At 72.8% G+C, this 25,466-nt stretch carries 23 protein-coding genes and 1 pseudogene; 16 read left to right on the forward strand and 8 right to left on the reverse strand.

Translation table 11 applies throughout. The annotated features are described in order from the left end of the window. The first annotated feature begins 57 nt into the window (after positions 1-57). Complete coding sequence (locus tag OG898_RS18700) at positions 58-417, forward strand: histidine triad nucleotide-binding protein (protein ID WP_250739427.1); 360 nt, start codon at positions 58-60, stop codon at positions 415-417. Between the two features lie 3 nt (positions 418-420). Then, a complete protein-coding gene (locus OG898_RS18705; RefSeq protein WP_266958111.1) occupies positions 421-1,329 on the forward strand; it encodes a ribonuclease Z in 909 nt (302 codons plus the stop codon). 122 nt (positions 1,330-1,451) lie between these two features. Here the strand turns inward: OG898_RS18705 and OG898_RS18710 are convergent, their stop codons facing one another. Further along, positions 1,452-2,855 (reverse strand): MFS transporter, encoded by a 1,404-nt coding sequence (locus OG898_RS18710; protein WP_250739425.1) that lies wholly within the window; start codon positions 2,853-2,855, stop codon positions 1,452-1,454. 364 nt (positions 2,856-3,219) lie between these two features. On the opposite strand from OG898_RS18710, the gene OG898_RS18715 reads away from it, so the two are divergent. The 6 genes from OG898_RS18715 to OG898_RS18740 all read left to right on the forward strand — a co-directional run bounded on the left by OG898_RS18715 (position 3,220) and on the right by OG898_RS18740 (position 8,596). Beyond that, complete coding sequence (locus OG898_RS18715; protein ID WP_266960324.1) at positions 3,220-4,278, forward strand: carbohydrate kinase family protein; 1,059 nt, start codon at positions 3,220-3,222, stop codon at positions 4,276-4,278. Between the two features lie 490 nt (positions 4,279-4,768). Then, positions 4,769-5,815 carry a PhoH family protein gene (locus tag OG898_RS18720; RefSeq protein ID WP_250739424.1) on the forward strand — a complete coding sequence of 349 codons (1,047 nt, stop codon included), beginning with the start codon at positions 4,769-4,771 and terminating at the stop codon, positions 5,813-5,815. A gap of 13 nt (positions 5,816-5,828) precedes the next feature. Beyond that, positions 5,829-6,326, forward strand: a complete 498-nt coding sequence (ybeY, locus tag OG898_RS18725; protein ID WP_250739423.1) for an rRNA maturation RNase YbeY — start codon at positions 5,829-5,831, stop codon at positions 6,324-6,326. After that, positions 6,323-7,630, forward strand: a complete 1,308-nt coding sequence (locus tag OG898_RS18730; RefSeq protein WP_250739422.1) for a hemolysin family protein — start codon at positions 6,323-6,325, stop codon at positions 7,628-7,630. The genes ybeY and OG898_RS18730 overlap by 4 nt, the downstream gene beginning before the upstream one ends. Then, on the forward strand, positions 7,627-7,989 hold the full coding sequence (locus OG898_RS18735; protein ID WP_250739421.1) for an MmcQ/YjbR family DNA-binding protein: 363 nt from the start codon (positions 7,627-7,629) through the stop codon (positions 7,987-7,989). The genes OG898_RS18730 and OG898_RS18735 overlap by 4 nt, the downstream gene beginning before the upstream one ends. A 250-nt stretch (positions 7,990-8,239) precedes the next feature. After that, on the forward strand, positions 8,240-8,596 hold the full coding sequence (locus OG898_RS18740) for a cytidine deaminase (RefSeq protein WP_250739420.1): 357 nt from the start codon (positions 8,240-8,242) through the stop codon (positions 8,594-8,596). On the opposite strand, the gene OG898_RS18745 is transcribed toward OG898_RS18740, so the two are convergent. Continuing rightward, on the reverse strand, positions 8,593-9,156 hold the full coding sequence (locus tag OG898_RS18745; protein ID WP_323182708.1) for an ankyrin repeat domain-containing protein: 564 nt from the start codon (positions 9,154-9,156) through the stop codon (positions 8,593-8,595). The two genes, OG898_RS18740 and OG898_RS18745, sit on opposite strands and share 4 nt — an antisense overlap. Positions 9,157-9,201: 45 nt before the next feature. Continuing rightward, positions 9,202-10,491 (reverse strand): MFS transporter, encoded by a 1,290-nt coding sequence (locus OG898_RS18750; protein WP_266960326.1) that lies wholly within the window; start codon positions 10,489-10,491, stop codon positions 9,202-9,204. Positions 10,492-10,673: 182 nt separating this feature from the next. On the opposite strand from OG898_RS18750, the gene OG898_RS18755 reads away from it, so the two are divergent. The 4 genes and pseudogenes from OG898_RS18755 to era all read left to right on the forward strand — a co-directional run bounded on the left by OG898_RS18755 (position 10,674) and on the right by era (position 15,589). Beyond that, positions 10,674-11,723, forward strand: coding sequence for a GlxA family transcriptional regulator (locus OG898_RS18755; protein WP_266958118.1), 1,050 nt, complete (start codon positions 10,674-10,676; stop codon positions 11,721-11,723). 63 nt (positions 11,724-11,786) lie between these two features. Next, positions 11,787-13,307, forward strand: coding sequence for a beta-xylosidase (locus OG898_RS18760; protein ID WP_266958120.1), 1,521 nt, complete (start codon positions 11,787-11,789; stop codon positions 13,305-13,307). Positions 13,308-13,765: 458 nt separating this feature from the next. Next, positions 13,766-14,134 (forward strand): annotated as a pseudogene (locus OG898_RS18765) (DUF916 domain-containing protein); the annotation flags it as partial. A gap of 513 nt (positions 14,135-14,647) precedes the next feature. Continuing rightward, positions 14,648-15,589: a GTPase Era gene (gene era / locus OG898_RS18770; RefSeq protein WP_243335076.1), complete on the forward strand. Its 942-nt coding sequence runs from the start codon at positions 14,648-14,650 to the stop codon at positions 15,587-15,589. 10 nt (positions 15,590-15,599) lie between these two features. On the opposite strand, the gene OG898_RS18775 is transcribed toward era, so the two are convergent. The 4 genes from OG898_RS18775 to OG898_RS18790 form a co-directional block, all read right to left on the reverse strand. Continuing rightward, entirely contained in the window at positions 15,600-16,259 is a 660-nt protein-coding gene (locus OG898_RS18775; RefSeq protein WP_266958122.1) for a cyclopropane-fatty-acyl-phospholipid synthase family protein, read from the reverse strand. 153 nt (positions 16,260-16,412) lie between these two features. Continuing rightward, positions 16,413-17,234: a GNAT family N-acetyltransferase gene (locus tag OG898_RS18780; RefSeq protein WP_266958124.1), complete on the reverse strand. Its 822-nt coding sequence runs from the start codon at positions 17,232-17,234 to the stop codon at positions 16,413-16,415. Between the two features lie 27 nt (positions 17,235-17,261). Next, positions 17,262-17,531, reverse strand: coding sequence for a protealysin inhibitor emfourin (locus OG898_RS18785; protein WP_250754325.1), 270 nt, complete (start codon positions 17,529-17,531; stop codon positions 17,262-17,264). Positions 17,532-17,569: 38 nt separating this feature from the next. Continuing rightward, positions 17,570-18,625, reverse strand: a complete 1,056-nt coding sequence (locus OG898_RS18790; RefSeq protein ID WP_250754323.1) for a M4 family metallopeptidase — start codon at positions 18,623-18,625, stop codon at positions 17,570-17,572. A gap of 376 nt (positions 18,626-19,001) precedes the next feature. Between OG898_RS18790 and leuA the strand changes: the two genes are divergently transcribed. Then, complete coding sequence (leuA, locus tag OG898_RS18795; protein WP_250754321.1) at positions 19,002-20,765, forward strand: 2-isopropylmalate synthase; 1,764 nt, start codon at positions 19,002-19,004, stop codon at positions 20,763-20,765. 79 nt (positions 20,766-20,844) lie between these two features. Here the strand turns inward: leuA and OG898_RS18800 are convergent, their stop codons facing one another. Then, positions 20,845-21,516, reverse strand: a complete 672-nt coding sequence (locus tag OG898_RS18800; protein WP_266958129.1) for an SDR family NAD(P)-dependent oxidoreductase — start codon at positions 21,514-21,516, stop codon at positions 20,845-20,847. A gap of 297 nt (positions 21,517-21,813) precedes the next feature. Between OG898_RS18800 and OG898_RS18805 the strand changes: the two genes are divergently transcribed. The 3 genes from OG898_RS18805 to OG898_RS18815 all read left to right on the forward strand — a co-directional run bounded on the left by OG898_RS18805 (position 21,814) and on the right by OG898_RS18815 (position 25,349). Then, positions 21,814-22,509 carry a TerB family tellurite resistance protein gene (locus tag OG898_RS18805; protein WP_250754317.1) on the forward strand — a complete coding sequence of 232 codons (696 nt, stop codon included), beginning with the start codon at positions 21,814-21,816 and terminating at the stop codon, positions 22,507-22,509. Positions 22,510-22,645: 136 nt separating this feature from the next. Further along, a complete protein-coding gene (locus OG898_RS18810; protein WP_266958132.1) occupies positions 22,646-23,311 on the forward strand; it encodes a hypothetical protein in 666 nt (221 codons plus the stop codon). A gap of 496 nt (positions 23,312-23,807) precedes the next feature. Next, on the forward strand, positions 23,808-25,349 hold the full coding sequence (locus tag OG898_RS18815) for a nucleobase:cation symporter-2 family protein (RefSeq protein ID WP_266958134.1): 1,542 nt from the start codon (positions 23,808-23,810) through the stop codon (positions 25,347-25,349). Positions 25,350-25,466: the final 117 nt, after the last annotated feature.

The raw sequence follows: 25,466 nt of genomic DNA on the forward strand, positions 1-25,466 counted from the left end.
GACGGTGGCGGTGGATACGATGCCGGAACCGATCACCCGTCACGAAGGGCTCAGCACATGGCCGGGGAACCGCAGGCCGACTGCCTGTTCTGCAAGATCGTCGCGGGGAACATTCCCGCGACGGTCGTCCGGGAGACGGACACGACCGTCGCCTTCCGCGACATCAATCCGCAGGCACCCACCCACGTCCTCGTCATCCCGAAGGTGCACTACCCCGACGCCGCCTCCCTCGCGGCCGCGGAGCCCGGGATCGCCGCCGACGTCCTGACCGAAGCCGGCCGCGTCGCGGTCGACGAGGGGCTCGCCGACCACGCCTACCGGCTCGTCTTCAACACCGGTGCCAGGGCGGGCCAGGTCGTCTTCCATGCCCACGCGCACGTCCTCGGCGGCCGTGGCTTCGAATGGCCCCCGGGATAAACCGTGTCCGTACGAGAATTCGTGGTGCTCGGCACCGCCAGCCAGGTGCCCACCCGCCACCGCAACCACAACGGCTACCTGCTGCGCTGGGACGGCGAGGGCATCCTCTTCGATCCCGGCGAGGGAACCCAGCGCCAGATGCTCCGCGCCGGGGTGGCCGCGCACGACATCAACCGGATCTGTGTCACCCACTTCCACGGTGACCACAGCCTCGGCCTCGCCGGGGTCATCCAGCGGATCAACCTCGACCGGGTCCCGCACCCCGTCACCGCCCACTACCCGGCCTCCGGACAGAAGTTCTTCGACCGGCTGCGGTACGCCACGGCCTACCGCGAGACCGTGCAGCTCGCGGAGGAGCCGGTGGCCGAGGACGGGATCCTGGCCCGCGGGGACGCGTACACCCTGGACGCCGTACGGCTCTCGCACCCCGTGGAGTCCTTCGGCTACCGGGTCACCGAGCCCGACGGGCGCCGGATACGGCCCGAACTGCTCGCCCGGCACGGCATCACGGGGCCGGACGTGGGCCGGATCCAGCGCGAGGGCAGCCTCGGCGGGGTCACCCTGGAGGAGGTCAGCGAGGCGCGCGCCGGGCAACGGTTCGCCTTCGTCATGGACACCCGGCTCTGCGAGGGCGTCGAGGCGCTCGCGGCGGGCGCCGACATGCTGGTGATCGAGTCGACCTTCCTCGACGAGGACGTCCAACTGGCCACCGACCACGGGCACCTCACCGCCGGGCAGGCCGCCCGGGTGGCCCGGGACGGGGGCGTGCGGCACCTCGTGCTGACGCACTTCTCGCAGCGCTACACCGATCCGGCGGAGTTCGAACGCCAGGCCCGCGCGGCGGGTTTCGAGGGCGAGCTCACGATCGCCGCCGACCTCGTACGGGTCCCCGTGCCGAAGCGGGCCGCATAGCGGGCCCGTGGCCCTGCGGGGCGAAGTCCCCTACCCGCCCTTCGCCCGTTCCCCGGGGCTGCGCCCCGGACCCCCTGGGGCGGGGACTTCGCCCCGCAGGGCAGCAGTTGTCCCGTGGCGGCCTAGACGCCGGTGCGGATGCGCCTGCGGGCGCGCTCCCGGCCGCGGCGGGCCGCCGCCGGGGAGAGCAGCAGCACCCGCAGCGGAGGCAGGCGCAACGGCCGGCCGCGGAGCTCGGGGAGCTCCACGACCTCCAGTTCCTGCGCGCCGACCCGCGGAACCGATCCGGCCGGCGTCCCCGCCCCGGCGGCGAGCACGGCCGCCGGAGCCCCGCCGCGCCGCCGCACCGAGCCGGGGGTCAGTGGGCGTCCGCCGACGTGCAGGGCGACCCCGGCCATCGGCCCGGCCACCGCGAGCAGCAGGCCCCCCAGGACCAGCCCCATGCCGGGGAACCCCGCACCCTCGGCGAGCAGGCTCCCGGTGACGGGCCCGCAGGCCACACCGAGCGAGGACGCGGAACCGACCAGGACGGCCCAGCGCCCGCGCGGGTCGAGGGCGGCGGCGAGGCCGATGGCGTAGGAGAGCACGACGGGGTAGACCGCGTTCCACAGGATCTCCCCGGCCGCGAAGGAGCCCAGGCCCCGCGCGTGCGAGGCGAGCACCACGCAGCAGGCGATGACCACCGTGCCCACGCCCACCGGGACCGCCCGCCCGAGCCGGGCCCCGAGCGCGGAGGCGGCGGTGACCCCGAGCAGCCCGGCACCGAGCGCGGCCGCGAAGACGATCCCGAGGGTGACCTCGGACAGGCCCGCCTGCTGCGCGCCGATGCGTCCGCTGACGCCCCACAGGGCGTTCTGGGCGAGCGACCACAGCATCAGGGCCCCGGCGAGCACCATCCCGGCGCGCGGGTAGGGCAGCCGCCCGGAGGCCCGTACGGCCCCGTCGGTGCTGCCGTCGGCACGGTCCGTACGGTCCGTGCGGTCGGCCCCGGGCAGGCGCCCCGTCGCGGGCCAGCACACCAGTGCGACCAGGGCGATCGCCGCGAACGGCAGCCAGTGCCCGCCGCCGAGCCGGGGCAGGGTCAGGTACAGGGCCCCGGCCGTCGCCGACACCGACAGCAGCCCCAGCGCGGAGGTCCGGTGCGGGTCGCGCTGTGCCGCGATCCCGGAGGCGGCCACGGCGGTGGCCGTGCCCGAGCCGAAGCCGCCGAGGACGGCACCCGCGACGACGAGGGGGAGCTGCGCGGTGGCGGCCGCCGTGCCGTACCCGAGGACGGCGAGCAGCAGCCCGAGCCGGGCCAGCGGACGCGGCCCGTGGCGCGGGATGCGGGAGGCGAGGGTGAACCCGGCGGCGGCCGAGCCGAGCAGCAGGACCGAGCCGATCAGACCGGCCTGCGCGGGGCTCAGCGGGAGGTGTGCGTCGAGCCGGCCGACGACGGTCGGCAACAGGTACGGGGCGACGTAACCGGAGGTGAAGAGCGCGACGAGCGGCCAGGCGGCGGGCGGCGCGGGGGTGCGGTCGGGCACGGGTGTTCCATGTGGTGCAGGTGGAGCGTGAGATTCCGCAAGGCCGCGGGGCTCATATCTATCAAGCGGCCCGATCTCCGGAGAAGGGCGTTCAGGCGGTGATCTGCGTCACACTGTATTCCGGGTCCGCCCGGGAGGGAGGGCCTGACGGCGGACGCGGGTTGAATCCGATGGGGAAGCCCGGTGAAGGGGCCGGGCGGAGAAACCCATTGAAGGAGCCGATTGAAGAAATCGACTGAAGAAGCCGATTGAAGAAACGACCCGCCAAGATCAGAACGCGAACCGAACCGACTCGAACCGAACCGAACCGAACGGGGAGTACATCGTGACCAGTCGCAGCAGCCGGGACAGCCTCGACTCCGCCGTGGACCCGCTCGGTCCGCTGCGCGACCCCCATGAACCCGGCTGTGACGTCTTCCTGACCGGCACGGTCTTCCTCGACATCATCTTCACCGGCCTCGACTCGGCCCCGGTGCGCGGCACGGAGTCCTGGGCGCGCGGCATGGGTTCCAGCCCCGGCGGCGTCGCCAACATGGCCACCGCCCTCGCCCGGCTCGGCCTGCGCACCTCCCTGGCCGCCGCCTTCGGGGACGACCACTACGGGGAGTACTGCTGGGACGCGCTCGAACAGGGCGAGGGCATCGATCTCTCGATGTCGCGGACCGTTCCCGGGTGGCACAGCCCCGTCACCGTCTCCATGGCGTACGAGGGCGAGCGCACGATGGTCTCCCACGGCCACGAGGCCCCGCTCCCGGCGGACCCCGGCCCGTTCCCCCAGTGCCCGCCCCGGGCCCGCGCGGCCGTGGCCTCGCTCGGACCGGGCCGCGGCGAGGCCTGGGTCGCCGAGGCGGCCCGGCGCGGGGCCCGGGTCTTCGCCGACGTCGGCTGGGACGACAGCGGGCGGTGGGACCTGGGGGCGCTGGCCGACCTGGAGCACTGCGAGGCCTTCCTGCCCAACGCGGGGGAGGCGATGGCCTACACGCGCACCGACTGCCCGCGCGCGGCGGCCCGGGCGCTGGCCGAGAAGGTGCCGATCGCGGTGGTGACGATGGGCTCCGAGGGCTCGTGCGCGGTGGACGGGCGGACCGGGGAGACGGCCGAGGTCCCCGCGATCGCGGTCGACGCCCTGGATCCGACCGGGGCGGGCGACGTGTACGTGGCGGGCTTCCTGACCGGCACCCTCGCCGAGTGGCCGCTCGCGGACCGGCTCGCCTTCGCGGGCCTGACGGCCGCCCTGTCGGTGCAGGAGTTCGGCGGCTCCCTGTCGGCCCCCGGCTGGCCGGAGGTGGCCCACTGGTGGCGCACCGCCCCCGAGCCCCTGCGCGGGCGGTACGGCTTCCTCGACGACCTCGTCCCGCGCACCGCCGCCCCGGCCAGCCGCCGCCGCGCGGTCCCGACGATCGGCTTCCGCCAGTCGGCGTAGGGCCTGGCCGGCCGGGGAACGAACACCGTGCTGCGCCCTGGTCCCGGCCTGGGGCTGCGCCCTGGCCTTGGGCTGCGCCCTGGTCCCGGCCTGGGGCACGCCCCGGCCCGCCGCCCGCCTGGGATCGGGCTGCGCCTGTGAGTGTGGGTGGGGCCGGGCTGCCCCTGGCTCCGGATCGACCCCGCGTCCGCCGGGGATCGCTCAGCCCGCGCCGCGGACTGGCTGCGGCCCGCCGCGGACGCCGTGGCCCCGCCTCTGCAGGTCCGTAGGGGCTCCGGGGGGCTCGCCGCCCCCGCCTTGGATCGTCCGTGATCCGGCCTTGGGCCGGATCGTGCGGAGGCGGGGTGTCGGGCCGCCCCGTAGGGGGCGGGCGGGAGCGTTGTAAAACCCCTCGGGGATGGCGGGGTGGCGACGTAGGCTTGGAAGTCCGGTGGCCGTCGATCGGCGCGGCCCCTCAGTGGGAGGTATGCGCAGGCCACAGTGCCGGCCCATGACTCAGACACCGACAGCCAAGACCCCCGCGCCGGGGCAGGCGCGAGCCCATTTCTCCGTACCGGCCACCCATCCGATGGTGTCCGTCCTCGGCTCGGGCGACGCCCTGCTGCGCGTGATCGAGAAGGCCTTCCCGAGGGCCGACATCCATGTTCGGGGCAATCAGGTCAGCGCGATCGGCGCGGCGGCGGAAGTCGCGCTGATCCAGCGCCTGTTCGACGAGATGATGCTGGTGCTCCGCACCGGGCAGCCGATGACGGAGGACGCAGTGGAACGCTCGATCGCCATGCTCAAGTCGAGCGGCAACGGGGAAGGGCCGGACGAGACGCCGGCCGAGGTGCTCACGCAGAACATCCTCTCCAGCCGCGGCCGCACGATCCGCCCGAAGACCTTGAACCAGAAGCGGTACGTCGACGCGATCGACAAGCACACGGTCGTCTTCGGCATCGGCCCCGCCGGTACCGGCAAGACCTACCTCGCCATGGCCAAGGCGGTCCAGGCCCTGCAGTCCAAGCAGGTCAGCCGGATCATTCTGACCCGTCCGGCGGTCGAGGCCGGAGAGCGGCTCGGGTTCCTTCCCGGCACGCTCTTCGACAAGATCGACCCGTACCTGCGGCCGCTCTACGACGCCCTGCACGACATGATCGACCCGGACTCGATCCCGCGGCTGATGGCGGCGGGGACCATCGAGGTGGCGCCGCTCGCGTACATGCGCGGCCGGACCCTCAACGAGGCGTTCGTCGTCCTCGACGAGGCGCAGAACACCACCCCCGAGCAGATGAAGATGTTCCTGACCCGGCTCGGGTTCGACTCGAAGATCGTCGTCACCGGTGACGTGACCCAGGTCGACCTCCCCGGTGGCGCCAAGAGCGGTCTGCGGCAGGTGCAGGACATCCTCGAAGGCGTTCCGGACATCGCCTTCTCGCGGCTCACGTCCGAGGATGTCGTCCGGCACAAGCTGGTCGGCCGTATCGTCGATGCGTACGAGAAGTACGACGACAGCCAGGACGCGAAGCCTTCGCGGAACGGCTTCCAGCGGAAGTAGAAATCAGCGCACCATGTCGATCGACGTCAACAACGAGTCCGGAACCGAGGTCGACGAGCGGGCGATCCTCGACATCGCCCGCTACGCACTCGCCCGGATGCGGATCCACCCGCTCTCGGAACTCTCCGTCATCGTCGTCGACGAGGACGCGATGGAGCAGCTCCACATCCAGTGGATGGACCTGCCCGGACCCACCGACGTCATGTCCTTCCCGATGGACGAACTGCGTCCGCCGTCGAAGGACGAAGAGGAGCCCCCGCAGGGGCTCCTCGGTGACATCGTGCTCTGCCCCGAAGTCGCCAAGAAGCAGGGCGAGGACGCGCCGACGCAGCACTCCATGGACGAGGAGCTCCAGCTCCTGACGGTCCACGGGGTGCTGCACCTGCTCGGGTACGACCACGAGGAGCCGGACGAGAAGGCCGAGATGTTCGGCCTCCAGGCGGCCATCGTCGACGGCTGGCGCGGCGAGAACGGCGTGACCGGCCCGTCCCCGGCGCCGACCGTCTCATGACCGGTGATCTCCAGCTGATCACCGGGGCCGTCCTGCTGGTCGTGGTGGCCTGGTTCGCCGCGTGCGCAGAGTCCGGGATCGCCCGGATCTCCGCCTTCCGCGCCGAGCAGGCCGTACGGGAGGGCCGGCGCGGCAGCGCGAAGCTGGCCCAGGTCGCCGGCGACCCCACCCGCTACGTCAATGTCGCGCTGCTGGTCCGGGTCACCTGCGAGATGGCGGCGGGCGTGCTCGTCACGTACGTCTGCCTCGACGAGTTCGGGGAGAACTGGACCGCGCTGCTCGTGGCCATCGCCGTGATGGTGCTCGTGTCCTACGTGGCGGTCGGGGTGTCCCCGCGCACCATCGGCCGGCAGCACCCGCTGAACACGGCGACCGCGGCGTCCTACGTCCTCGTACCGCTCGCCCGGATCATGGGACCGATCCCGCAGCTGCTGATCCTCCTCGGCAACGCGCTCACCCCCGGGAAGGGCTTCCGCAAGGGCCCCTTCGCCTCCGAGGCGGAACTGCGCGCGATGGTCGACCTGGCGGAGAAGGAATCGCTGATCGAGGACGACGAGCGCCGCATGGTGCACCAGGTCTTCGAGCTGGGCGACACGCTCGTGCGCGAGGTCATGGTGCCGCGCACCGACCTGGTCTGCATCGAGCGGTACAAGACGGTCCGTCAGGCGACCACGCTCGCGCTGCGGTCCGGTTTCTCGCGCATCCCGGTGACCGGGGAGAACGAGGACGACATCGTCGGCATCGTGTACTTGAAGGACCTGGTCCGCAAGACGCACATCAGCCGGGACGCGGAGAGCGACCTGGTCTCCACGGCGATAAGGCCCGCGGTGTTCGTGCCGGACACCAAGAACGCCGGCGACCTGCTGCGCGAGATGCAGTCGGTGCGCAACCACGTGGCGGTCGTCATCGACGAGTACGGCGGCACCGCCGGCATCGTCACCATCGAGGACATCCTGGAGGAGATCGTCGGTGAGATCACCGACGAGTACGACCGGGAACTCCCGCCGGTCGAGGACCTGGGCGGGGACCGCTACCGGGTCACCGCGCGGCTGGACATCACCGACCTCGGCGAACTGTTCAAGGTGGACTCCTTCGACGACGAGGACGTGGAGACGGTCGGCGGCCTGCTCGCCAAGGCGCTGGGCCGAGTGCCGATCGCCGGTGCCTCGGCGGTGGTGGACCTGCCGGACGGGCGGCCGCTGCGGCTGACGGCGGAGTCCCCGGCGGGACGGCGGAACAAGATCGTGACCGTGCTGGTGGAGCCGGTGGCTCCGGCGGAGGAGACGGACGGGGAGACGGAGTGACACCGGCGGAGCTGCGCGACTTCTGCCTGGGGTTCAACGCGGCGGTGGAGGAGTTCCCCTTCACCCCGGAGACCTCGGTGTTCAAGGTGCTGGGGAAGGTGTTCGCGCTGAGCGCGCTGGACGGCGACCCGCTGAAGGTCAACCTCAAGTGCGATCCGGAGCAGGCGGTGCGGCTGCGGGCGGAGCACGAGGCGATCGTGCCGGGCTGGCACATGAACAAGCGGCACTGGAACACGGTGACCGCGGGCGGCCCGGGGGCGCTGTCCGACGCGCTGGTCCGGGAGCTGGTCGAGGACTCGTACGACCTGGTGGTCGCGGGCCTGCCGAGGGCGGAGCGGCTGCGGCTCGACCGGCCGTAGCGGATGCCGCAGCGGCCGTCGCGGCCGTAGCGGGTGGGGGGTCCGGTGTTCCCCGCGTTCCCCGTCGTGGAATCCGGGAAGGGTCCAAGGTCATGGATCACGGGACCTTCGGGGCCGCCCGTCCGCTTACGCAGCGCTTAGCTTTGTCCCTGCGCCACCAAGATCTCGGGGGGACACCGGGGGTGGAGGGGAGAGCGCGTCTGCGGGGTCGTCGTGCGGCCCCGCAGACGCGCTCCATATGCTTCGGACCATGACCGACAGCACCGGGATCGACCCCGAAGACATCAAGATCATCACGTTGGCGCGCAGCGCCCGGGCCCGCAACGGCGTGCCCGAGGGGGCGGCGGTCCGGGACGAGACGGGCCGTACGTACGTCGCCGGAACCGTGGCACTGGACTCCCTGAAGCTGAGCGCGCTCCAGACGGCCGTCGCGATGGCCGTGGCCAGCGGCGCCCAGTCCCTGGAGGCGGCGGCCGTCGTCAGCGCGTCGGAGGCCCCCTCCGACGCCGACCGCGCGGCGGTCCGTGACCTCGGCGGCCCGGACACCCCGGTCCTCCTGGCGGGCCCGGACGGCACCCTGAAGTCGAGCACTCCGGCCGGGTCCTAGGCAGTCGCCGCCGGGCCGCCCGGTCCGGCGGCCCAGGTGCGCAGGAACTCCGCCGTCCCGGTGTGGCCGAAGCGGGCCGCCCACTCGGCGGGGGTCAGGGCCTTCCAGCGGAGGTGCGGATCCGCTCCGTGCTCCAGCAGGACCCGGGCCGTTTCCGTGTGGCCCTCGGCCCCCGCGCGGCCCAGGGCGGTGGCGCGCAGCCCGTTGGCGCGGTCGGGAACGGCGCCGGCGGCGAGCAACTGCCGCACGATGCCGGTGTGACCCCTGGTGGCCGCCTGCACCAGCGGCAGTTCCTCGGCGTACGGGCCCGTGACCTGCTCGGGGTCGGCGCCGGCGGCGAGCAGGACGCGCACCGCGCCGTCCCGGCCCTCGTGCACGGCGCGGTCCAGCCCCGTGCGCCCTTCGGCATCCCGCGCGTCCACGGCGGCGCCGCGGCTCAGCAGCTGCGAGACGGTCGCCTCGTCACCGGCCTCCGCCGCTCTCACCAGCTCTTCCGTTCCTTCCGCTTCTTCCGTCCCTTCTGCCTGCTCTGCCGCCGCTGTCCCGCCCCTGTCGTCCACGGGGACATCCTGGCAGCGCCGACCGTGGTGGCCCTTGGTGGGCCGTCAGGCCGTGACGGCTCCGGCTCCGGACGTGGAGCGGCGCCGGATGACCATCGCCATCAGGGCGGCCATCGCGCACAGGGCGCCCGAGGCGTACCAGACGGGGTCGTACGAGCCGAAGGCGTCGCGGGCCAGGCCGCCGAGGAAGGCCACCAGCGCGGCACCGATCTGGTGCGAGGCCAGGACCCAGCCGAAGACGATGGCCCCGTCCTCGCCGTAGTGCTCGCGGCACAGGGCGATCGTCGGCGGGACCGTCGCGACCCAGTCCAGGCCGTAGAAGACGATGAAGAACACCATCGGCGGGTGCACGGTCGGGGCCAGCAGCATGGGGAGGAAGAGCAGCGAGACCCCGCGCAGGGCGTAGTAGACGGCGAGGAGGCGGCGCGATTCGAAGCGGTCCGTCAGCCAGCCGGAGAACACCGTGCCGATCACGTCGAACACGCCGATCACGGCGAGGAGTCCGGCCGCGGCCGTCACCGGCATGCCGTGGTCGTGGGCCGACGGGACGAAGTGGGTCTTCACCAGCCCGTTCGTCGAGGCACCGCAGATCGCGAAGGTGCCCGCCAGCAGCCAGAAGGGGCCGGTCCGGGCCGCCTTGGCCAGGACGCCCAGGGCCCGGCGGGCGGCGCCCGGGACGGGGGCGGGCTTGGCCGTGTACGCGCCCCCGTACGGGGTGGTCCCGATGTCCGCCGGGTGGTCGCGCAGCAGCAGCCAGACGAAGGGCACGACGGCCAGGGCCGCCAGCGAGACGGTGACCGCGGCCGGGCGCCAGCCGTGGTTCTCGACCAGCCAGGCCAGCAGCGGCAGGAAGATCAGCTGGCCGGAGGCCCCGGCGGCGGTCAGGATGCCGGTGACCAGGCCGCGCCGGGCGACGAACCAGCGGTTGGTCACCGTCGCGGCGAAGGCCAGGGCCATCGAGCCGCTGCCCAGCCCGACCAGGACGCCCCAGTAAAGGATCAGCTGCCAGGAGGTGGTCATCCACACGGTGGCCACCGAGCCGGCGGCTATGACGGTCAGCGCGAGGGCGACGACCCTGCGGATGCCGAAGCGGTCCATCAGCCCGGCGGCGAACGGCGCGGTGAGCCCGTACAGCGCGAGGTTCACGGAGACGGCGAGGCCGATCGTGCCCCGGGACCAGTCGAACTCCTCGTGCAGCGGCTCGATGAGCAGACCGGGCAGCGAGGCGAAGGCGGCGGCGCCGATGATCGTCACGAAGGCGACGGCCGCGACGAACCAGGCGCGGTGGATGCGGTGGACGCGGAGAACGGGGTGGGCGGGGTGGGCGGGGTGCACGTCGTGGGGTGCGCCGGCCGTGGAGTCGGTACCGGCCGCCGGGCCGGAGGCGGGCGTCGGTGCGGGGGAGGGCTCGGGGGAGGGGCCGGGGCCCGGGGCTGTCTGCGTCACGTCGACAGTTTCCGGCCGCCGGGGTCCCGTACGACAGTGGCCTGACCGACACCCTTCGATATGATCGGGCCATGGAGCCCCGTGTGCACCGTGTCCGCCCCGTCCACCGTGTCGTCGTGCTCGCCCTCGCCGGACTGCTGCCCTTCGAGCTCGGGATCCCGCACCGGATCTTCGGGCGGGCCAAGGATCCCGCCGGGAGGCCGCTGTACGAGATCCTCACCTGCGGGCTCGCCGCCGGCCGGGTGCCCACGGACGCCGACTTCGACATCCACGTCGAGCACGGTCCCGAACTGCTGGCCACGGCCGACACGGTGGTGGTCCCCGCCTCCTACGAGCTGGGCCCGGTCCACGACGAGGGCCGGCTCACCCCCGAACTCGCCGCCGCCCTCGCGCACATCAGGCCCGGCACCCGGCTCGTCTCCATCTGCACGGGCGGGTACGTCCTCGCCGCCGCCGGGTTCCTGGACGGCCGCCGGGCCACCACCCACTGGTCCGCCGCCGGGCACTTCCAGCAGACCTTCCCGGCCGTACTCGTCGACCCGGACGTGCTCTACACCGACGACGGGGACGTGCTCACCTCCGCCGGAGTCGCCGCCGGGATCGACCTGTGCCTGCACATCGTGCGCCGCGACCACGGCGCGGCCGTCGCCAACGACGTGGCCCGGCGCACCGTCGTACCGCCGCACCGCGAAGGCGGGCAGGCGCAGTTCATCGAGCGCCCGGTGCCGCAGCCGCAGCGGTCGGCCACCACCGCGGCCCGCGCCTGGGTGCTGGACCGGCTGCACGAACCGCTGCGGCTGACCGACCTGGCCCGGCAGGAAGCGATGTCCGTACGGACCTTCACGCGCAGGTTCCGGGAGGAGTCGGGGCTCAGCCCGGGCGAGTGGATCGTCGGGCAGCGGGTGGAGCGGGCCCGGGCGCTGCTGGAGCAGACCGACCTGCCGATGGAACACGTGGCCCGGGAGGCGGGCTTCGGGACCGCGCAGTCCCTGCGCAAACACGTCCAGGCGGCGCTCGGCGTCAGCCCGACGGCCTACCGGCGGACCTTCCGTGCCGTCACGCCGGGCACCACGCTGCCATCTCCTGATGGGACATCAGATGCTGCCGGGTCCGTGCATTGACTTATCCCCCCGCCCGCTCGTGAATGGCCCCCTGGCGGGGTACGGGATCCCAGGGGGCGGTCAGTGCGGACTTCGGCGCGAACACAGGCGCGGACCACGGCGCGCACGACGGCGCGGCACAGAGGGTGGTCGGCGGCCGTCGGCATGGCGGTCCTGGCCGCCGCGACCGGGGGCGCCCTGAGCGCGCCCGCCGCCGCGGAAGGGGAGACGCCTCCCGGGCAGGTCGAGTTCCCCACCCACTGCCTGCCTCCGCAGGAAGCCGGACTGCCGCCGGCCGACGGTCCCACCACCGCCCGGATCACCGTCGACGACCTCACGCCCCGCGTGGGCGACACCGTCACCGTCACCTACCAGGTGACCCGGACCCCCGCCGTCAACCCGCTCTCCGTCGGCCTGCCCGCCGACGTCCTCACCCCGACCGGCCGGATCGTGCTCGGGGGCGTGCAGCAGGGCGAGGTCACGGTCGTCGGGGCCAAGCGCAACGATCCCGTCGAGGCGGGCGGGGCGCTGCCCGCCGTCACCATGACCGGCACCTTCACCGTCACCGCCCCCGGCGAGATCACCCTGGCCCCGGGCGGCTACACCCTCCACACGGGCCACCTGCTCGAACTCGACACGGTCTGCGCCGCGGCCTACGGGAGCGTGCCGCCGGGACCGGATCCGGGGCCGTCCGCGAAGCCCACCGGGTCTGCCTCTGCCTCGGCCTCTGCTTCCGCGGTGCCGTCGCCGGTGTCCCCCTCCTCGCCCCCGCCGTCGTCCTCGAATCCGGCCCTGCTGCCCTCGTCGGACGGCCCGCCGGTGGCGCAGCGGATCACCGCGAGCCCGCTGCCGACGGCCAATCTGCGCACCGTCGCGCTCGGTACGGCCGCGGGCGGTCCGGGCGCCAAGGTGAAGGTCACCGGAGCCGGCTTCGTCCCCGGCGCCGAGGTCACCGTGGCCGGCCGGGCGGGTGCGGCGCAGACCGCCGACCGGGTCACCGCGAAGGCGGACGAGCTCGGCGTGGTCCTCGCGGAGCTGCCGGTCACGGACCGGGCGACCACCGCCGTCGTGGCGTACGAGGGCGCCGCCTGGACTCCGGAACGGGGCTCCGGCCCGGCCGCGTACACGGTGATCGTCGCCGCCCCGCTGCCGCCGGGCAGCCAGACGGTGACCGCCGTCGTGCAGCCGGGGGAGCTCGGCATGACCCAGGAAGGCGACGCGGTGACCCTGGCCGCGGTCCCGTACGGGGACGGCGGCGCGGCGGCCGGCCGGATCGGCACCGTCACCGTCAAGGACGCCCGCGGCGGGCCGGCGGGGTGGTCCCTGATCGGCAAGGTCACCGATTTCACCGGCTCCGGCGGGGTCCGCATCCCGGGGGCCTCCCTGAGCTGGACCCCGACGTGCGTGGCCGCGCCCGGCAGCCCCAGCGCGTGCGTCCCGGGCAGTGCGGGCACCGTCGGGGCGGACGGGGCGGTGCTGGCCTCGACCGGTGACGCGGCTCTCGTCGGCGGCACCTTCACCGTCGACGCGGCCGTCACCCTCCAGGTGCCCCCGTACACCCCGCCGGGCGCCTACACGGCGGTGCTGACCCTGACCCTGTCGTGACCCGGCCCGCCCGGCCCCCTGCCCCGCTGCGCGGTGCGAAGTCCCCGCCCCGCCCTTCGCCCGTTCCCCGGGGCTCCGCCCCGGACCCGTTGCCGGGTGCGGCGCCGTTGCCGGGGGCCAGCCCCCGGACCCCCGCTCCTCAAACGCCGGAGGGGCTGGATTTTCGCCGGGGTCGGCCCCATCCAGCCTCGCCGGCGTTTGAGGCGCGGGGTCTGGGGCGGAGCCCCAGGGGGTCCGGGCGCAGCCCGGGGCCCTCCCAGCCCGTCCGGCGTTCGAGGACCGGGGTCCGGGCGGAGCCCGGGGAACGGTGGAAGGGCGGGGCGGGGAGAGGAACCCCCAGGGGCCACCCGGCGGGTACGCGCCACCGCCGTGCCGCAGGCGCCGTAGCGGCTGTGGCCCCGCGGGCATGGCAGCACCGGGCCGGGGCGACGGCTGCGGCCGTGCTCATGGGGCTCGGCATGCTCCTGCTCGGCGGAGTCGGGCCCGCCGCTGCCGCGGACAACGGGCAGTGGTCCGTGCTGCCCGCCGCCAACACCCTCGGGCAGCGCCCGTACTTCTACCTCGCCGCCGCCCCCGGCCAGGCCGTCACCGACTCCGTCACCATCGCCAACCGCACCGACCGCCCCCGCACCTTCCGCCTCTACGCCGCCGACGCCTACAACACCGCCCGCGACGGCGGCTTCGCCCTGCGCGGGCCCGAGGAGCCGCGCACCGCCACCGGCGCCTGGACGGCGCTGGCGCGGGAGCGGATCACCGTCCCGGCGAAGACGGCGGTCGACGTCGGGTTCACCCTCACCGTCCCCGACCGGGCCGAGCCCGGGGACCATCCCGGAGCCCTCGTCGCCCTGGAGGACCGGCCCGCCGACACCGCGGTGCGGGGGATCGGCGTCCAGCAGGCCGTCGCCGCCCGCCTCTACCTCCGGGTCACCGGTCCCACCGCCCCCGCCCTGGCCGTCGAGGAGCTCCGCACCGCCCGCCGCGGCGCGGCCGGCGCGGAGATCTCGTACACGCTCCACAACCTCGGCAACGTCACCCTGCGCCCCCGAGCCACCCTGACCGCCTCCGGGGCCCTCGGCCGGGGTCTGGTCTCCCGCCCCCTCACCGGCCTGCCCGCCGAGCTGCTGCCCGGCCAGCGGGTCCGGCTCACCGCGCACTGGGCGGACGCGCCCGCCCTGGAGTGGGCCGAGGTCGCGGTGGTGGCGCGGGCCGACGGGGCGGCCGCCCGGGCCACCGCCGGACACGCCGCGCACCCCGCCCTGAACGGCCTGCTCGCGGCCGCTCTCGCCCTCGTGGCGGCGGCCTGGTCGGCGCTGGGAGCCGCATCGGGGAGAATGGCCCGTATGAGCGATCGTTCCCCCGAGACCACCAGCCCGCACCGTGCGGGCTTCGCATGCTTCGTCGGCCGTCCCAACGCGGGGAAGTCGACCCTGACCAACGCGCTCGTGGGTACCAAGGTCGCGATCACCTCCAACAGGCCGCAGACCACCCGCCACACCGTCCGCGGCATCGTGCACCGCCCCGACGCCCAGCTCGTCCTGGTCGACACGCCCGGCCTCCACAAGCCGCGCACGCTGCTCGGCGAGCGGCTGAACGACGTGGTGCGCGCCACCTGGTCCGAGGTCGACGTGATCGGCTTCTGCCTGCCCGCGGACCAGAAGCTCGGCCCCGGTGACAAGTTCATCGTCAAGGAGCTCGCGGGGATCAAGAAGACCCCCAAGATCGCCATCATCACCAAGACCGACCTCGTCGAGTCCAAGGTGGTGGGCGAGCAGCTCATCGCCGTGCACCAGCTCGCCGAGGAGCTCGGCTTCGAGTGGGCCGAGATCGTCCCGGTCTCGGCGGTCGGCGACACCCAGGTCCAGCTGCTGGCCGACCTGATCGCGCCGATGCTGCCGAAGAGCCCGCCGCTCTACCCGGAGGGCGACCTCACCGACGAGCCCGAGATGGTGATGGTCGCGGAGCTGATCCGCGAGGCCGCGCTGGAGGGCGTACGGGACGAGCTCCCGCACTCCATCGCCGTGGTCGTCGAGGAGATGATCCCCCGGGAGAACCGCCCGGCGGACCGCCCGCTGCTGGACATCCACGCCAACCTCTACATCGAGCGGCCGAGCCAGAAGGGCATCATCATCGGCCCGAAGGGCGCCCGCCTGAAGGAGGTCGGGATGAAGTCGCGCAAGCACATCGAGGCGCTGCTCGGCACGCCCGTCTTCCTCGACCTGCACGTGAAGGTCGCCAAGGACTGGCAGCGCGACCCCAAGCAGCTCCGCAAGCTGGGGTTCTAGCAGCAGGCTTCTACGGAAGCCGCCGCACCTTCAGAGCATTGTCCGTACGGGTCCCGGGTCGGCCGTCAGGCTGGTTCTGGACCCGTACGTGTTCCTCCGCCAGCAGCACCTCCCAGGCCCCGGCCTCCAGTTCCAGCTGGGCGAGTACCTCGTCCGGGGTCGGGAAGTCCACCTCCGGGCGGTCCTCCTGCCAGGACGCCCAGCCCGCGTGTCCGACGACGAGCAGGATCCCGCCGGGGGCCACGGCCGCGGCGGCCCGGCGCAGGATCCGCTCCCGCGGGAACTCCCCGAAGGTGTGCAGGAAGCAGGCGGAGACCAGGTCGTACTCCCCGGCCGGGAAGGACTCCGCGAGGTCGTGCCGCTCCCACGCGGTCCGGTCCGCGACCCCGGCCTCGGCGGCGTGGACCGCCGCCCGCTCCAGGGCGACCCCGGAGATGTCCGTCCCGGTGACGTGCCAGCCCTGCCGCGCGAGCCACACGGCGTCGCCGCCCTCACCGCAGCCGAGGTCCAGGGCCCGGCCGGGAGCGAGCGGGGCGGCCTCCCGGGCCAGCACGGCGTTGGCGTCCCCGCTCCAGATCCGCTCGCTCTCGCGGTAGCGGGAGTCCCAGAACTCCTCGCCCACGAAGTCGGTCCCGGTCTCGGGGGAGTGCTGGTCGTGCGCGTGCGCCATGGCGGCCTCTTTCCGTTCGGTACGGGTACGGGTGCCCGCGCCTCCGATGCTCCGTCCGGACCTCCGCGCCGGCCAAGCACCCTTGCCGTTCCCGCAAAAAAACGGGGTCAGAATTGCGGGAGCCGCCCCGGGCCCGTCAGCGCCCCCGGCGGATCACAGCGGCCGGTCGGCGATCAGGGCCGTGCCCACGGAGCGGAAGCCGAGGCGGGCGTAGAGGCGGGCCACGTCCTCGTCGCCCGCCGAGAGGAAGACCGTGCGGGCTCCGCGGGCCAGGGCGTCGGCGACCAGGGCCGCCGTCACCGCGAGGGCCAGGCCCTGGCGGCGGGCCGAGGGGAGGGTGCCGACACCGACCACCTCGGCGACGTCGCCGACCGGGACGTACTGGCCGGAGCACAGGACCACGCCGTCGCGCACGGCCGCCGCCAGGGCGGTACGGCCCGACTCGATCATCCCCGCCACCCGGATCCGGCGGCCCTCGGAGGCCGGGTCCTGCTCCGCCGCCGCGAGCTCCGCCGGGCCCGCCTCGCCCACCGCCGTACCGGGAGCGGCGAAGGCCAGCATCGGCACCGTCACGGCCGGGCGCAGCAGCGGGTCGGCCGCGCCGAGCACCCGTACGTCCGGATGCGCGGGGAGCCGTACGGCCGCGGGGTCGAGGACCATCAGCGGATGCGCGTGGACGCTCAGCCCCGCGGCCTCCGCGGCGGCCCGCAGGGAGGGGGTGGTTTCGGCCACCCACTCGAAGGCCTCGGGGATCTTCAGCTCCCGCTGCCGGGCCAGCACCCGCTCCACGTCGGCCACGGAGACGCCGTCGGCCGAGGCGGCGCCGAGCGCGGGCCGCGCGTAGTACGGCCAGCCGTCGCCCTCCTGGACGAACAGGGTCAGCGGGCCGAAGTCCTCGGCCCGTGCCCCGCCCGCCCGGGGGGCCGTGTCGTAGTAGCGCTCGAGCGCGGGCAGGATGCCGGAAGAAGTGATCATCCGGCCATCCAAGCAACTGCTCCCTGGTCAGGCACCCTCTTTAAGGACCCGCGAGATCAGCGCGCGCTGCGCGTCCGAGAGGTTCGGGTCCTGGCAGAGCACCGTCCGCCCGTCCACCGTGATCCGGTACGAGAAACCGTCCCGGATCCGGTCCGCCGGATCGCGCGGCAGGCCGGGCCGCAGGGCCAGCTGTGCCAGCGCCTGCCACTCGGCCTCGTCGGGCAGGCCGGCGGTGTCCACCTCGCCCCGCCGCTCGATCCCCGCGAAGCCGCCCGTCCGCACCACCTGAATCCGCATGACCGCCCTTCTACCCCGTGCCCTCCGGCCCACGCTTCCTACCCCAGGCCGACCGTCGACCACGCCTTCTGCAGCGCCTGGTGCTCCGCGCCGCCGTCGCCGTACCGGGTGACGGCCGCGGCGGTCGTCAGGGCGGCGAACCGGGCGAAGTCCGCCTTCGGGCCCAGCTCCCCGCCGGTCAGGGTGTCGTACCAGATCCGCCCGGCCCGCTCCCAGGCCTTGCCGCCGAGCTCGGTGGCGACGAGGTAGAAGGCGTGGTTGGGGATGCCGGAATTGATGTGCACGCCGCCGTTGTCGCGGGAGGTGCGGACGTAGTCGTCCATGGTCGCGGGCTGCGGGTCCTTGCCGAGCTCGTCGTCCTCGTACGCCGTCCCGGGCGCCTTCATCGACCGCAGGGCGAAGCCGCTGTCCACGGAGGGGCCGAGGAGTCCGGCGCCGATCAGCCAGTCGGCGTCCTCGGCGGTCTGGTCCAGCGAGTACTGCTTGATGAGGGAGCCGAAGACGTCGGACATGGACTCGTTGAGCGCGCCGGACTGGCCGTAGTACTCCAGGTCGGCGGTGTGCTGGGTGACCCCGTGGGTCAGCTCGTGCCCGATGACGTCCACGGACACGGTGAAGTCGAGGAAGAGGTCCCCGTCCCCGTCGCCGAACACCATCTGGCTGCCGTCCCAGAAGGCGTTGTTGTACAGCCGGTCGTAGTGGACGCTGGCGTCCAGCGGCAGGCCGGCGTCGTCGATGGAGTGGCGGCCGAAGCCCTTGAGGAAGAGCTCGAAGGTGGCCCCGAGCCCGGCGTAGGCACGGTTGACGCTGGCGTCCTGGCCGGCCTCCTCGCCCTCGCCGCGCACCTTCTTCCCGGGCAGCCGGGTCTTGTGCTGCGCGTCGTAGATGGTCCGCGCGGGGGTCTCGGACGGTGTCTCCACGGCGGGCGGGAGCACCGCCATCAGCCGCCGGACCCGATGGGAGGCGTCCAGTTCGAGGGTCCGCCGCGCGGCGGCGGCCCGGGCGGGGTCCTCGGACCGGGCGATCTTGTCGAGGAGGTGCGGCGGCACCACGGTGCAGAAGACGGGGTGACGGCGAGCGGAGAAGGCATCCATGCCCGGCAATGTGGCAGTGGGTGATCGCGATGTCACTAGGGGCGACCATGATTCATCAAGTCGTCTGAAAGTGCTCGCGGCACATTGACGGATCAACCGGACATCGGGCCCGAAGGGCAAGAGGCAAAGAGGCTTAGCTCACAAAGGGTGCAAAACGGACCTGCCGGTCTTGCATACTGAAACAGCCCCCGCAATACGGGGCGGCTCGGTTAGGCTCGGCCCATCATGCGTTTCGGGCTGCTTCTCCTTAGCTGCCGCGGCGAGGGCCTGTAGTCGTAGGCCGACCCCCTCCCCGCGGAGTTTGGTGTTGCGGTTTTGCGACCGTCCGTCGGCCGTCCCAGCGAACTACACGCGGACACGCGAGGAGCCCTACGTCATGAGCCAGCACACTTTTGTCGGTCGCCCCACGCCCATCACGAACGCGACCCACACCCAGAAGCCCTCCGGGATGCCCATCCACAAGTACGGCTCGTACGAGCAGGTGGACATTCCCGACCGCACCTGGCCCGAGGCCCGCGTCACCAAGGCGCCCCGCTGGCTCTCCACGGACCTGCGCGACGGCAACCAGTCGCTGATCGACCCGATGACCCCCGCCCGCAAGCGCGAGATGTTCGACCTGCTGGTGCGCATGGGCTACAAGGAGATCGAGGTCGGCTTCCCGTCCTCCGGTGAGACCGACTTCAACTTCGTGCGCTCCATCATCGAAGAGGGCGCGATCCCGGACGACGTGACCATCTCCGTACTGACCCAGGCCCGCGAGGACCTGATCGAGCGGACCGTGGAGTCGCTGGTCGGCGCCAAGCGCGCCACCGTGCACCTGTACAACGCGACCGCGCCCACCTTCCGCCGGGTCGTCTTCCGCGGCTCCAAGGAGCAGATCAAGCAGATCGCCGTCGACGGCACCCGCCTGGTCATGGAGTACGCCGACAAGCTGCTGGGCGCCGACACCGTCTTCGGCTACCAGTACAGCCCGGAGATCTTCACCGACACCGAGCTGGACTTCGCCCTGGAGGTCTGCGAGGCCGTCTGCGACGTGTGGCAGCCGTCCGAGGGCCGCGAGATCATCCTGAACCTGCCCGCCACCGTGGAGCGCTCGACGCCCTCCACCCACGCGGACCGCTTCGAGTGGATGGCCCGCAACCTGACCCGCCGCGAGCACATCTGCATCTCCGTGCACCCGCACAACGACCGCGGCACCGCCGTGGCGGCCGCCGAGCTGGCCCTGATGGCCGGCGCCGACCGCATCGAGGGCTGCCTGTTCGGGCAGGGCGAGCGCACCGGCAACGTCGACCTGATCACGCTGGGCATGAACCTGTTCTCGCAGGGCATCGACCCGCAGATCGACTTCTCGCAGATCGACGAGATCCGTCGCACCAGCGAGTACTGCAACCAGATGGAAGTCCACCCGCGCCACCCCTACGCGGGCGACCTCGTCTACACCGCCTTCTCCGGCTCCCACCAGGACGCCATCAAGAAGGGCTTCGACGCCATGGAGGCCGACGCGGCCGCCCAGGGCAAGACCGTCGACGACATCGAGTGGGCGGTCCCGTATCTGCCCATCGACCCGAAGGACGTCGGCCGCTCCTACGAGGCGGTCATCCGGGTCAACTCGCAGTCCGGCAAGGGCGGCATCGCGTACGTCCTGAAGAACGACCACAAGCTGGACCTGCCGCGCCGCATGCAGATCGAGTTCTCGCGGATCATCCAGGCCAAGACCGACTCCGAGGGCGGCGAGGTCACCCCGAAGGCGATCTGGGACGTCTTCCAGGACGAGTACCTGCCCAACCCCGAGAACCCGTGGGGCCGCATCCAGCTGCGCTCCGGCTCGACCGCCACCGACAAGGACGGCACCGACACGCTGACCGTCGAGGCGGTCGTGGACGGCGTCGAGTCCGTGCTGAACGGCACCGGCAACGGCCCGATCTCGGCCTTCTTCGACGCGCTGGCCGCGATCGGCATCGACGCCCGCCTGCTGGACTACACCGAGCACACGATGAGCGAGGGCGCCTCCGCGGTCGCCGCCTCGTACATCGAGTGCGCGATCGACGGCCGCGTCCTGTGGGGCATCGGCATCGACGCGAACACCACCCGCGCCTCCCTGAAGGCGGTCATCTCCGCCGTCAACCGCGCGGGCCGCTGATCGTACGCGGACGCACCGGAACCCCGCTCCTCCCCTTCGGGAGGGGCGGGGTTCCGCCGTTTCCGCACGGCTCCGGCGATCAGCGCGCCAGGTAGCCGCCGTCCACCGGCAGGACGACGCCCGTCACGAACGAGGCCGCGTCGGAGGCCAGGAAGGCGATGACGCGGGCGACCTCCTCCGGTTCGCCGAGCCGGCCCATCGGGTGGGCAGCCGCGATCTCCTCGAGGTACTCCGGCCCGCCCGGCTCGTCCGTCAGCGCCAGCACCCGCTCCGTACGGATGGTCCCGGGGGCCACCGCGTTGACCCGGATCCCCCGCGCCGCCCACTCCACCGCCAGGTGCTTGGTCAGCCCCGAGGCCACGAACTTCGCCGGGCCGTACGCGGCCTGGCGGGCCTGGCCGGCCACCCCCGAGATCGAGGACACGCAGACCAGCGCCCCGCCGGGCGTGGGCTGCGCGGTCATGGCCTCGATGGCGTACTTGCAGGTCAGGAACATGCCCCGGCCGTCGATCGCCATGACCCGGTCCCAGTCCTCGGGGCTGGTCTCCCGTACATCCGAAAGAGGGAGCACTCCGGCGTTCGCCACGGCGACGTCGAGCCGCCCGTACGCGCCGACCGCGGCCTCCACCATCGCGCGGTTGGCCCCGGGATCGGACACGTCACCCGTCACCACGGTGATCTCGTGCCCCTCACCGGCCAGCCGTGCGCGCAGGGCCTCCAGGCCGGGGCCGTTGACGTCGGACGCGGTCACCCGGGCCCCGGGAGCGGGCCAGCAGCAGGGCCGTGGCCCGGCCGATGCCGCTCGCGGCACCGGTGACCAGACAGGACTTCTCGTTCATGCGGCCGAGCGTAGGGAAGCCGGGGGGCGGCCGTGGACGACGGGCGCGCAGGTGGGGCCGGGTGCGGGGCCGGGCGGGGGCAGGGGCGCAGATCGGCCAAGTACGGCGGCCGGGCGATGTTGTCTTGTCACACGACTGACGCATCCTCACCGATGTGGCTAACATCACGCCAACCCGGCGATGTTGCCGGAAGGTTACGGAGGTGCGACGTGCTGCCAGTTCGGGGTGGGGACGGCCGGAAGCTGATGGTCTGGGGTATCCGCACCACCTGGAGCACCGTGGGGGACGGGGAGTTCTTCTGCCCCGACTGCGGTGGCGACCGCAACTACCGCCGGCGCACGGGGCGCCGCCGCTTCACCGTGCTCGGCGTGCCGCTGCTGCCCCGCGGGCAGGCCGGCCCCGTCGTCGAGTGCCAGGGGTGCCGCGAGCGCTTCGCCACCGAGGTCCTGGACCACCTCACCACCACCCGCTTCTCCGCGATGCTGCGCGACGCCGTGCACACGGTGACGCTGGCCGTGCTGGCCGCCGGCGGGACGACCTCGCGCAGCGCGCTGGAGGCCGCCGTGGGCGCCGTACGGTCCGCCGGGTTCCAGGACTGCACCGAGGAGCAGCTGGAGTCCCTCGTCGACGGGCTGGCCGCCGAAGAGGGGCGGCTCGGGCTCTACGACGGCCCCGACTGCTACGGCGCCGCGCTCTCGATCGAACTGCACGAGGCCCTGGAGCCGCTGGCCCCGCACCTGGCCGGTCCGGGCCGCGAATCGATCCTGCTGCAGGGGGCGCGCGTCGCCCTGGCGGACGGCCCGTACATCCCCGCGGAGCGCGAGGTGCTGGCGACCGTCGGCTCGGCGCTGCGCATCGACGCGGACGAGGTCGCGCGGCTGCTGTCGGCGGTCCGGGCGCCGTAGGGGTCCGGGCCCGGACCCGTACGGGACCGCACGAGGTCCCGTAGGGGTCCGTACGGGCCTCAGACGGAGCCCCGCACCACCGGGGGCGGGGTGTGCCGCGATGAAGCGGCGCAGGGCGAGGGGCAGCCCCCGGGGGTTGTCGAAGGGGATCAGCGTCCGGGCGGTCGAAGGAGCGCAGCCGGTCGGCGGCCCGGAGGTAGGTGTCCTTGCGCGTGCCGCGCAGGATCACGGCGAGGTCGCGGCGGATGGCCGGGTCGGTGAGCAGCGGGCCGTACCAGCGCAGGACCAGATCGTGCGGGATCGGGCGCTTGGCCATGCCGCCGAGGGAGGTCCGCATCCCGGCGAGGAAGGGCGAGCGGAAGGACCGCAGGAGCAGGTGGAGCGCTCCGGGGATCTTGCTCGCGGTGTGCAGGGCCTTGCCCTGGAGGCCCGGCGGGCAGTTGTCGAGGGCCTCGCAGGAGGCGAGGACGAGGCGTGCGATCCGCTCGTCGTGCACGCCCACGAGGAGTTGGGCGATGCCGGCGTCGTTCTGGACGAGGGTGACGTCGTGCAGGTCGAGGCGGTCGAGGAACTCGGCGAGGAGAGCCGCGACCCCGTGGGCGGAGAGGTCGGCGCCCGGGTTCATGGGGAGGCGGTGGCCGCCGATGGGGAGGACCGGGACGAGGACGCGGAAGTCGGAGCGCAGTTCGTCGACGACGGTCGCGTGCGAGACGGCGGCGCAGGCGGTCGTTTCGGCGGCACGGGTGGTTTCGGACGTGGCCGCGTCTCAAGGTGTGGGCGAAAACGGCACAATCCGAGGTAACGATCGGGCCTCGCACCCCCGATTCGGAGATCCTTCCGCGTGCCGTGAACCGCGGAGGCGCGCCATCCGTACGGGGTGTTTCCGCCAGGTGGACGGACGGAGCGGAGCCTTCTTCTTTGCGTGGCAGAACGGCCTGCGGAGTGTTGACCCGCACGTCACCGCGTACGTCCTTCGCGTTCGCGCAGCCGGAAGCGCTGATTTCGCGAAGCGTTGGCCATAGTCGACACCGGGGGTCTCCGCCACTGGAGAAATCTCCAGATCCTGTACGCCGCGCGGTCAACATTTTGTAGAAGTCGACGATATCTGTGAGCGGCCCCACAGGCGTTCAATTCCGGTCACACGAGGAGACGCCGCCGGTAACACCGCGGAGCTTCGATTCACGTGGACGCAACGACAACCCTGCCGGATCAACGGGCTAACGACCCACTTCGGCAGGGACAACCCGCTTCCTTCAGCTTCCTCTCAGTTACCTACCTCATTGAAGGGCAAGGCAGAGATGGCACGTGTCGCCGCACCGCTTTCCGCCACCGGAAAGCAGAGCACGCACCCGGTCGACGAGGTGCTCCCCCTCCCCAAGCTCGCGCTGTACGGCTTCCAGCACGTACTCGCGTTCTACGCCGGTGCGGTGATCGTTCCGATCATCGTCGGTGGCGCCCTCGGGCTCACCACCGAGCAACTGGTCTACCTGATCAATGCCGACCTCTTCACCTGCGGTATCGCCTCGATCATCCAGGCGTGGGGCATCGGCAGGATCGGTGCACGGCTTCCCCTGATCCAGGGCGTCACCTTCACCGCCGTGTCCCCGATGATCGCCATCGGTCTCGGAGCGGGCGGCGGGACGGCGGGTCTCCTCGTCATCTACGGCGCGGTCATCACGGCCGGCATCGCCACCTTCGCCTTCGCCTGGCTGCCCCCCAAGGCTTTCCGGACGATCATGCGGCTCTTCCCGCCGGTCGTCACCGGAACGGTGATCACCGTCCTCGGCATCGTGCTGATCCCGGTCGGTCTGAACGACGCGGCGGGCGGCCTCGGCAGCCCCGACTTCGGTGACCCGAAGCACTTCGCCTACGCCGGCGGCACGATGCTCTTCATCCTGATCCTGATGAAGCTCGGCAAGCCGTTCCTCAACAGCATCTCCATCCTGCTCGGCCTCGTCGGCGGCACCGCCGTCGCCTTCCTGCTCGGCGACGCCAAGTTCGGCGACGTGAGCAACTCGGACTGGATCGGCATCACCACCCCGTTCTACTACGGTGCGCCGAAGTTCGAGTGGTTCCCGATCGTGCTGATGCTCATCGTCATGCTGATCACCATGGTCGAGACCACCGGTGACACCTACGCCGTCGGTGACATCGTCGGCAAGGACATCGACAGCGAGACCGTGGCCCGTGCCCTGCGTGCCGACGGAGCGGCGACCGCCCTCGGCGGTGTCCTGAACTCCTTCCCGTACGTGGCCTTCGCCGAGAACGTCGGCCTGGTCCGCATGACCAAGGTCAAGAGCCGCTTCGTCGTCGTCGCCGCGGGCGCCTTCATGATCCTGCTCGGCCTGATCCCCAAGGCCGCCGCGATCGTCGCCGCGGTCCCGCACGGAGTGCTCGGCGGCGCCGCGACCGTGATGTTCGCGATGGTGGCCCTGGCGGGCATCCAGACCCTGGCCAAGGTCGACCTCAAGGAGGAGAAGAACGCGCTCGTCGTGGGTGTCTCCCTGGCCTTCGCGCTGCTCCCCGCCACCGTCCCGGTCCTCTTCAAGGACCACATGGACGCGGACCTCTCCTCGCTGCTCAACAGCGGTGTGACGCTCGGTGCCACGGCCGCGATCGTCCTGAACCTGATCTTCAACGGTCTGGGCAAGGACGGTGCGCACGACGCCCCGGCCGACGCCCCGGCCGACGCCCCGGCCGACGCCCCGGCCGACGCCCCGGCCGAGGCCCCGAAGGCCGACGCCCCGGTGGCCGCGGCCGCGGCGGCGGACGACGAGCCCACGGCAGCCATTCCGGCCCAGTCGGGCGAGGGCGAGCCCGCCCCGGCGCCGACCGCCTGATCCTCCCAAGGGGTGTCCCCCGCCGGGCCTCGTGCCCGGCGGGGGACGCTGCCGTTCGGGGAGCCGGTTCGGGAGCCGGTTCGGGGAGTCCGTCCTGTCGGTGGCGTACGGGACAAT

Source organism: Streptomyces sp. NBC_00193, from assembly GCF_026342735.1.
Taxonomy (GTDB): Bacteria; Actinomycetota; Actinomycetes; order Streptomycetales; family Streptomycetaceae; genus Streptomyces; species Streptomyces stoeckheimensis.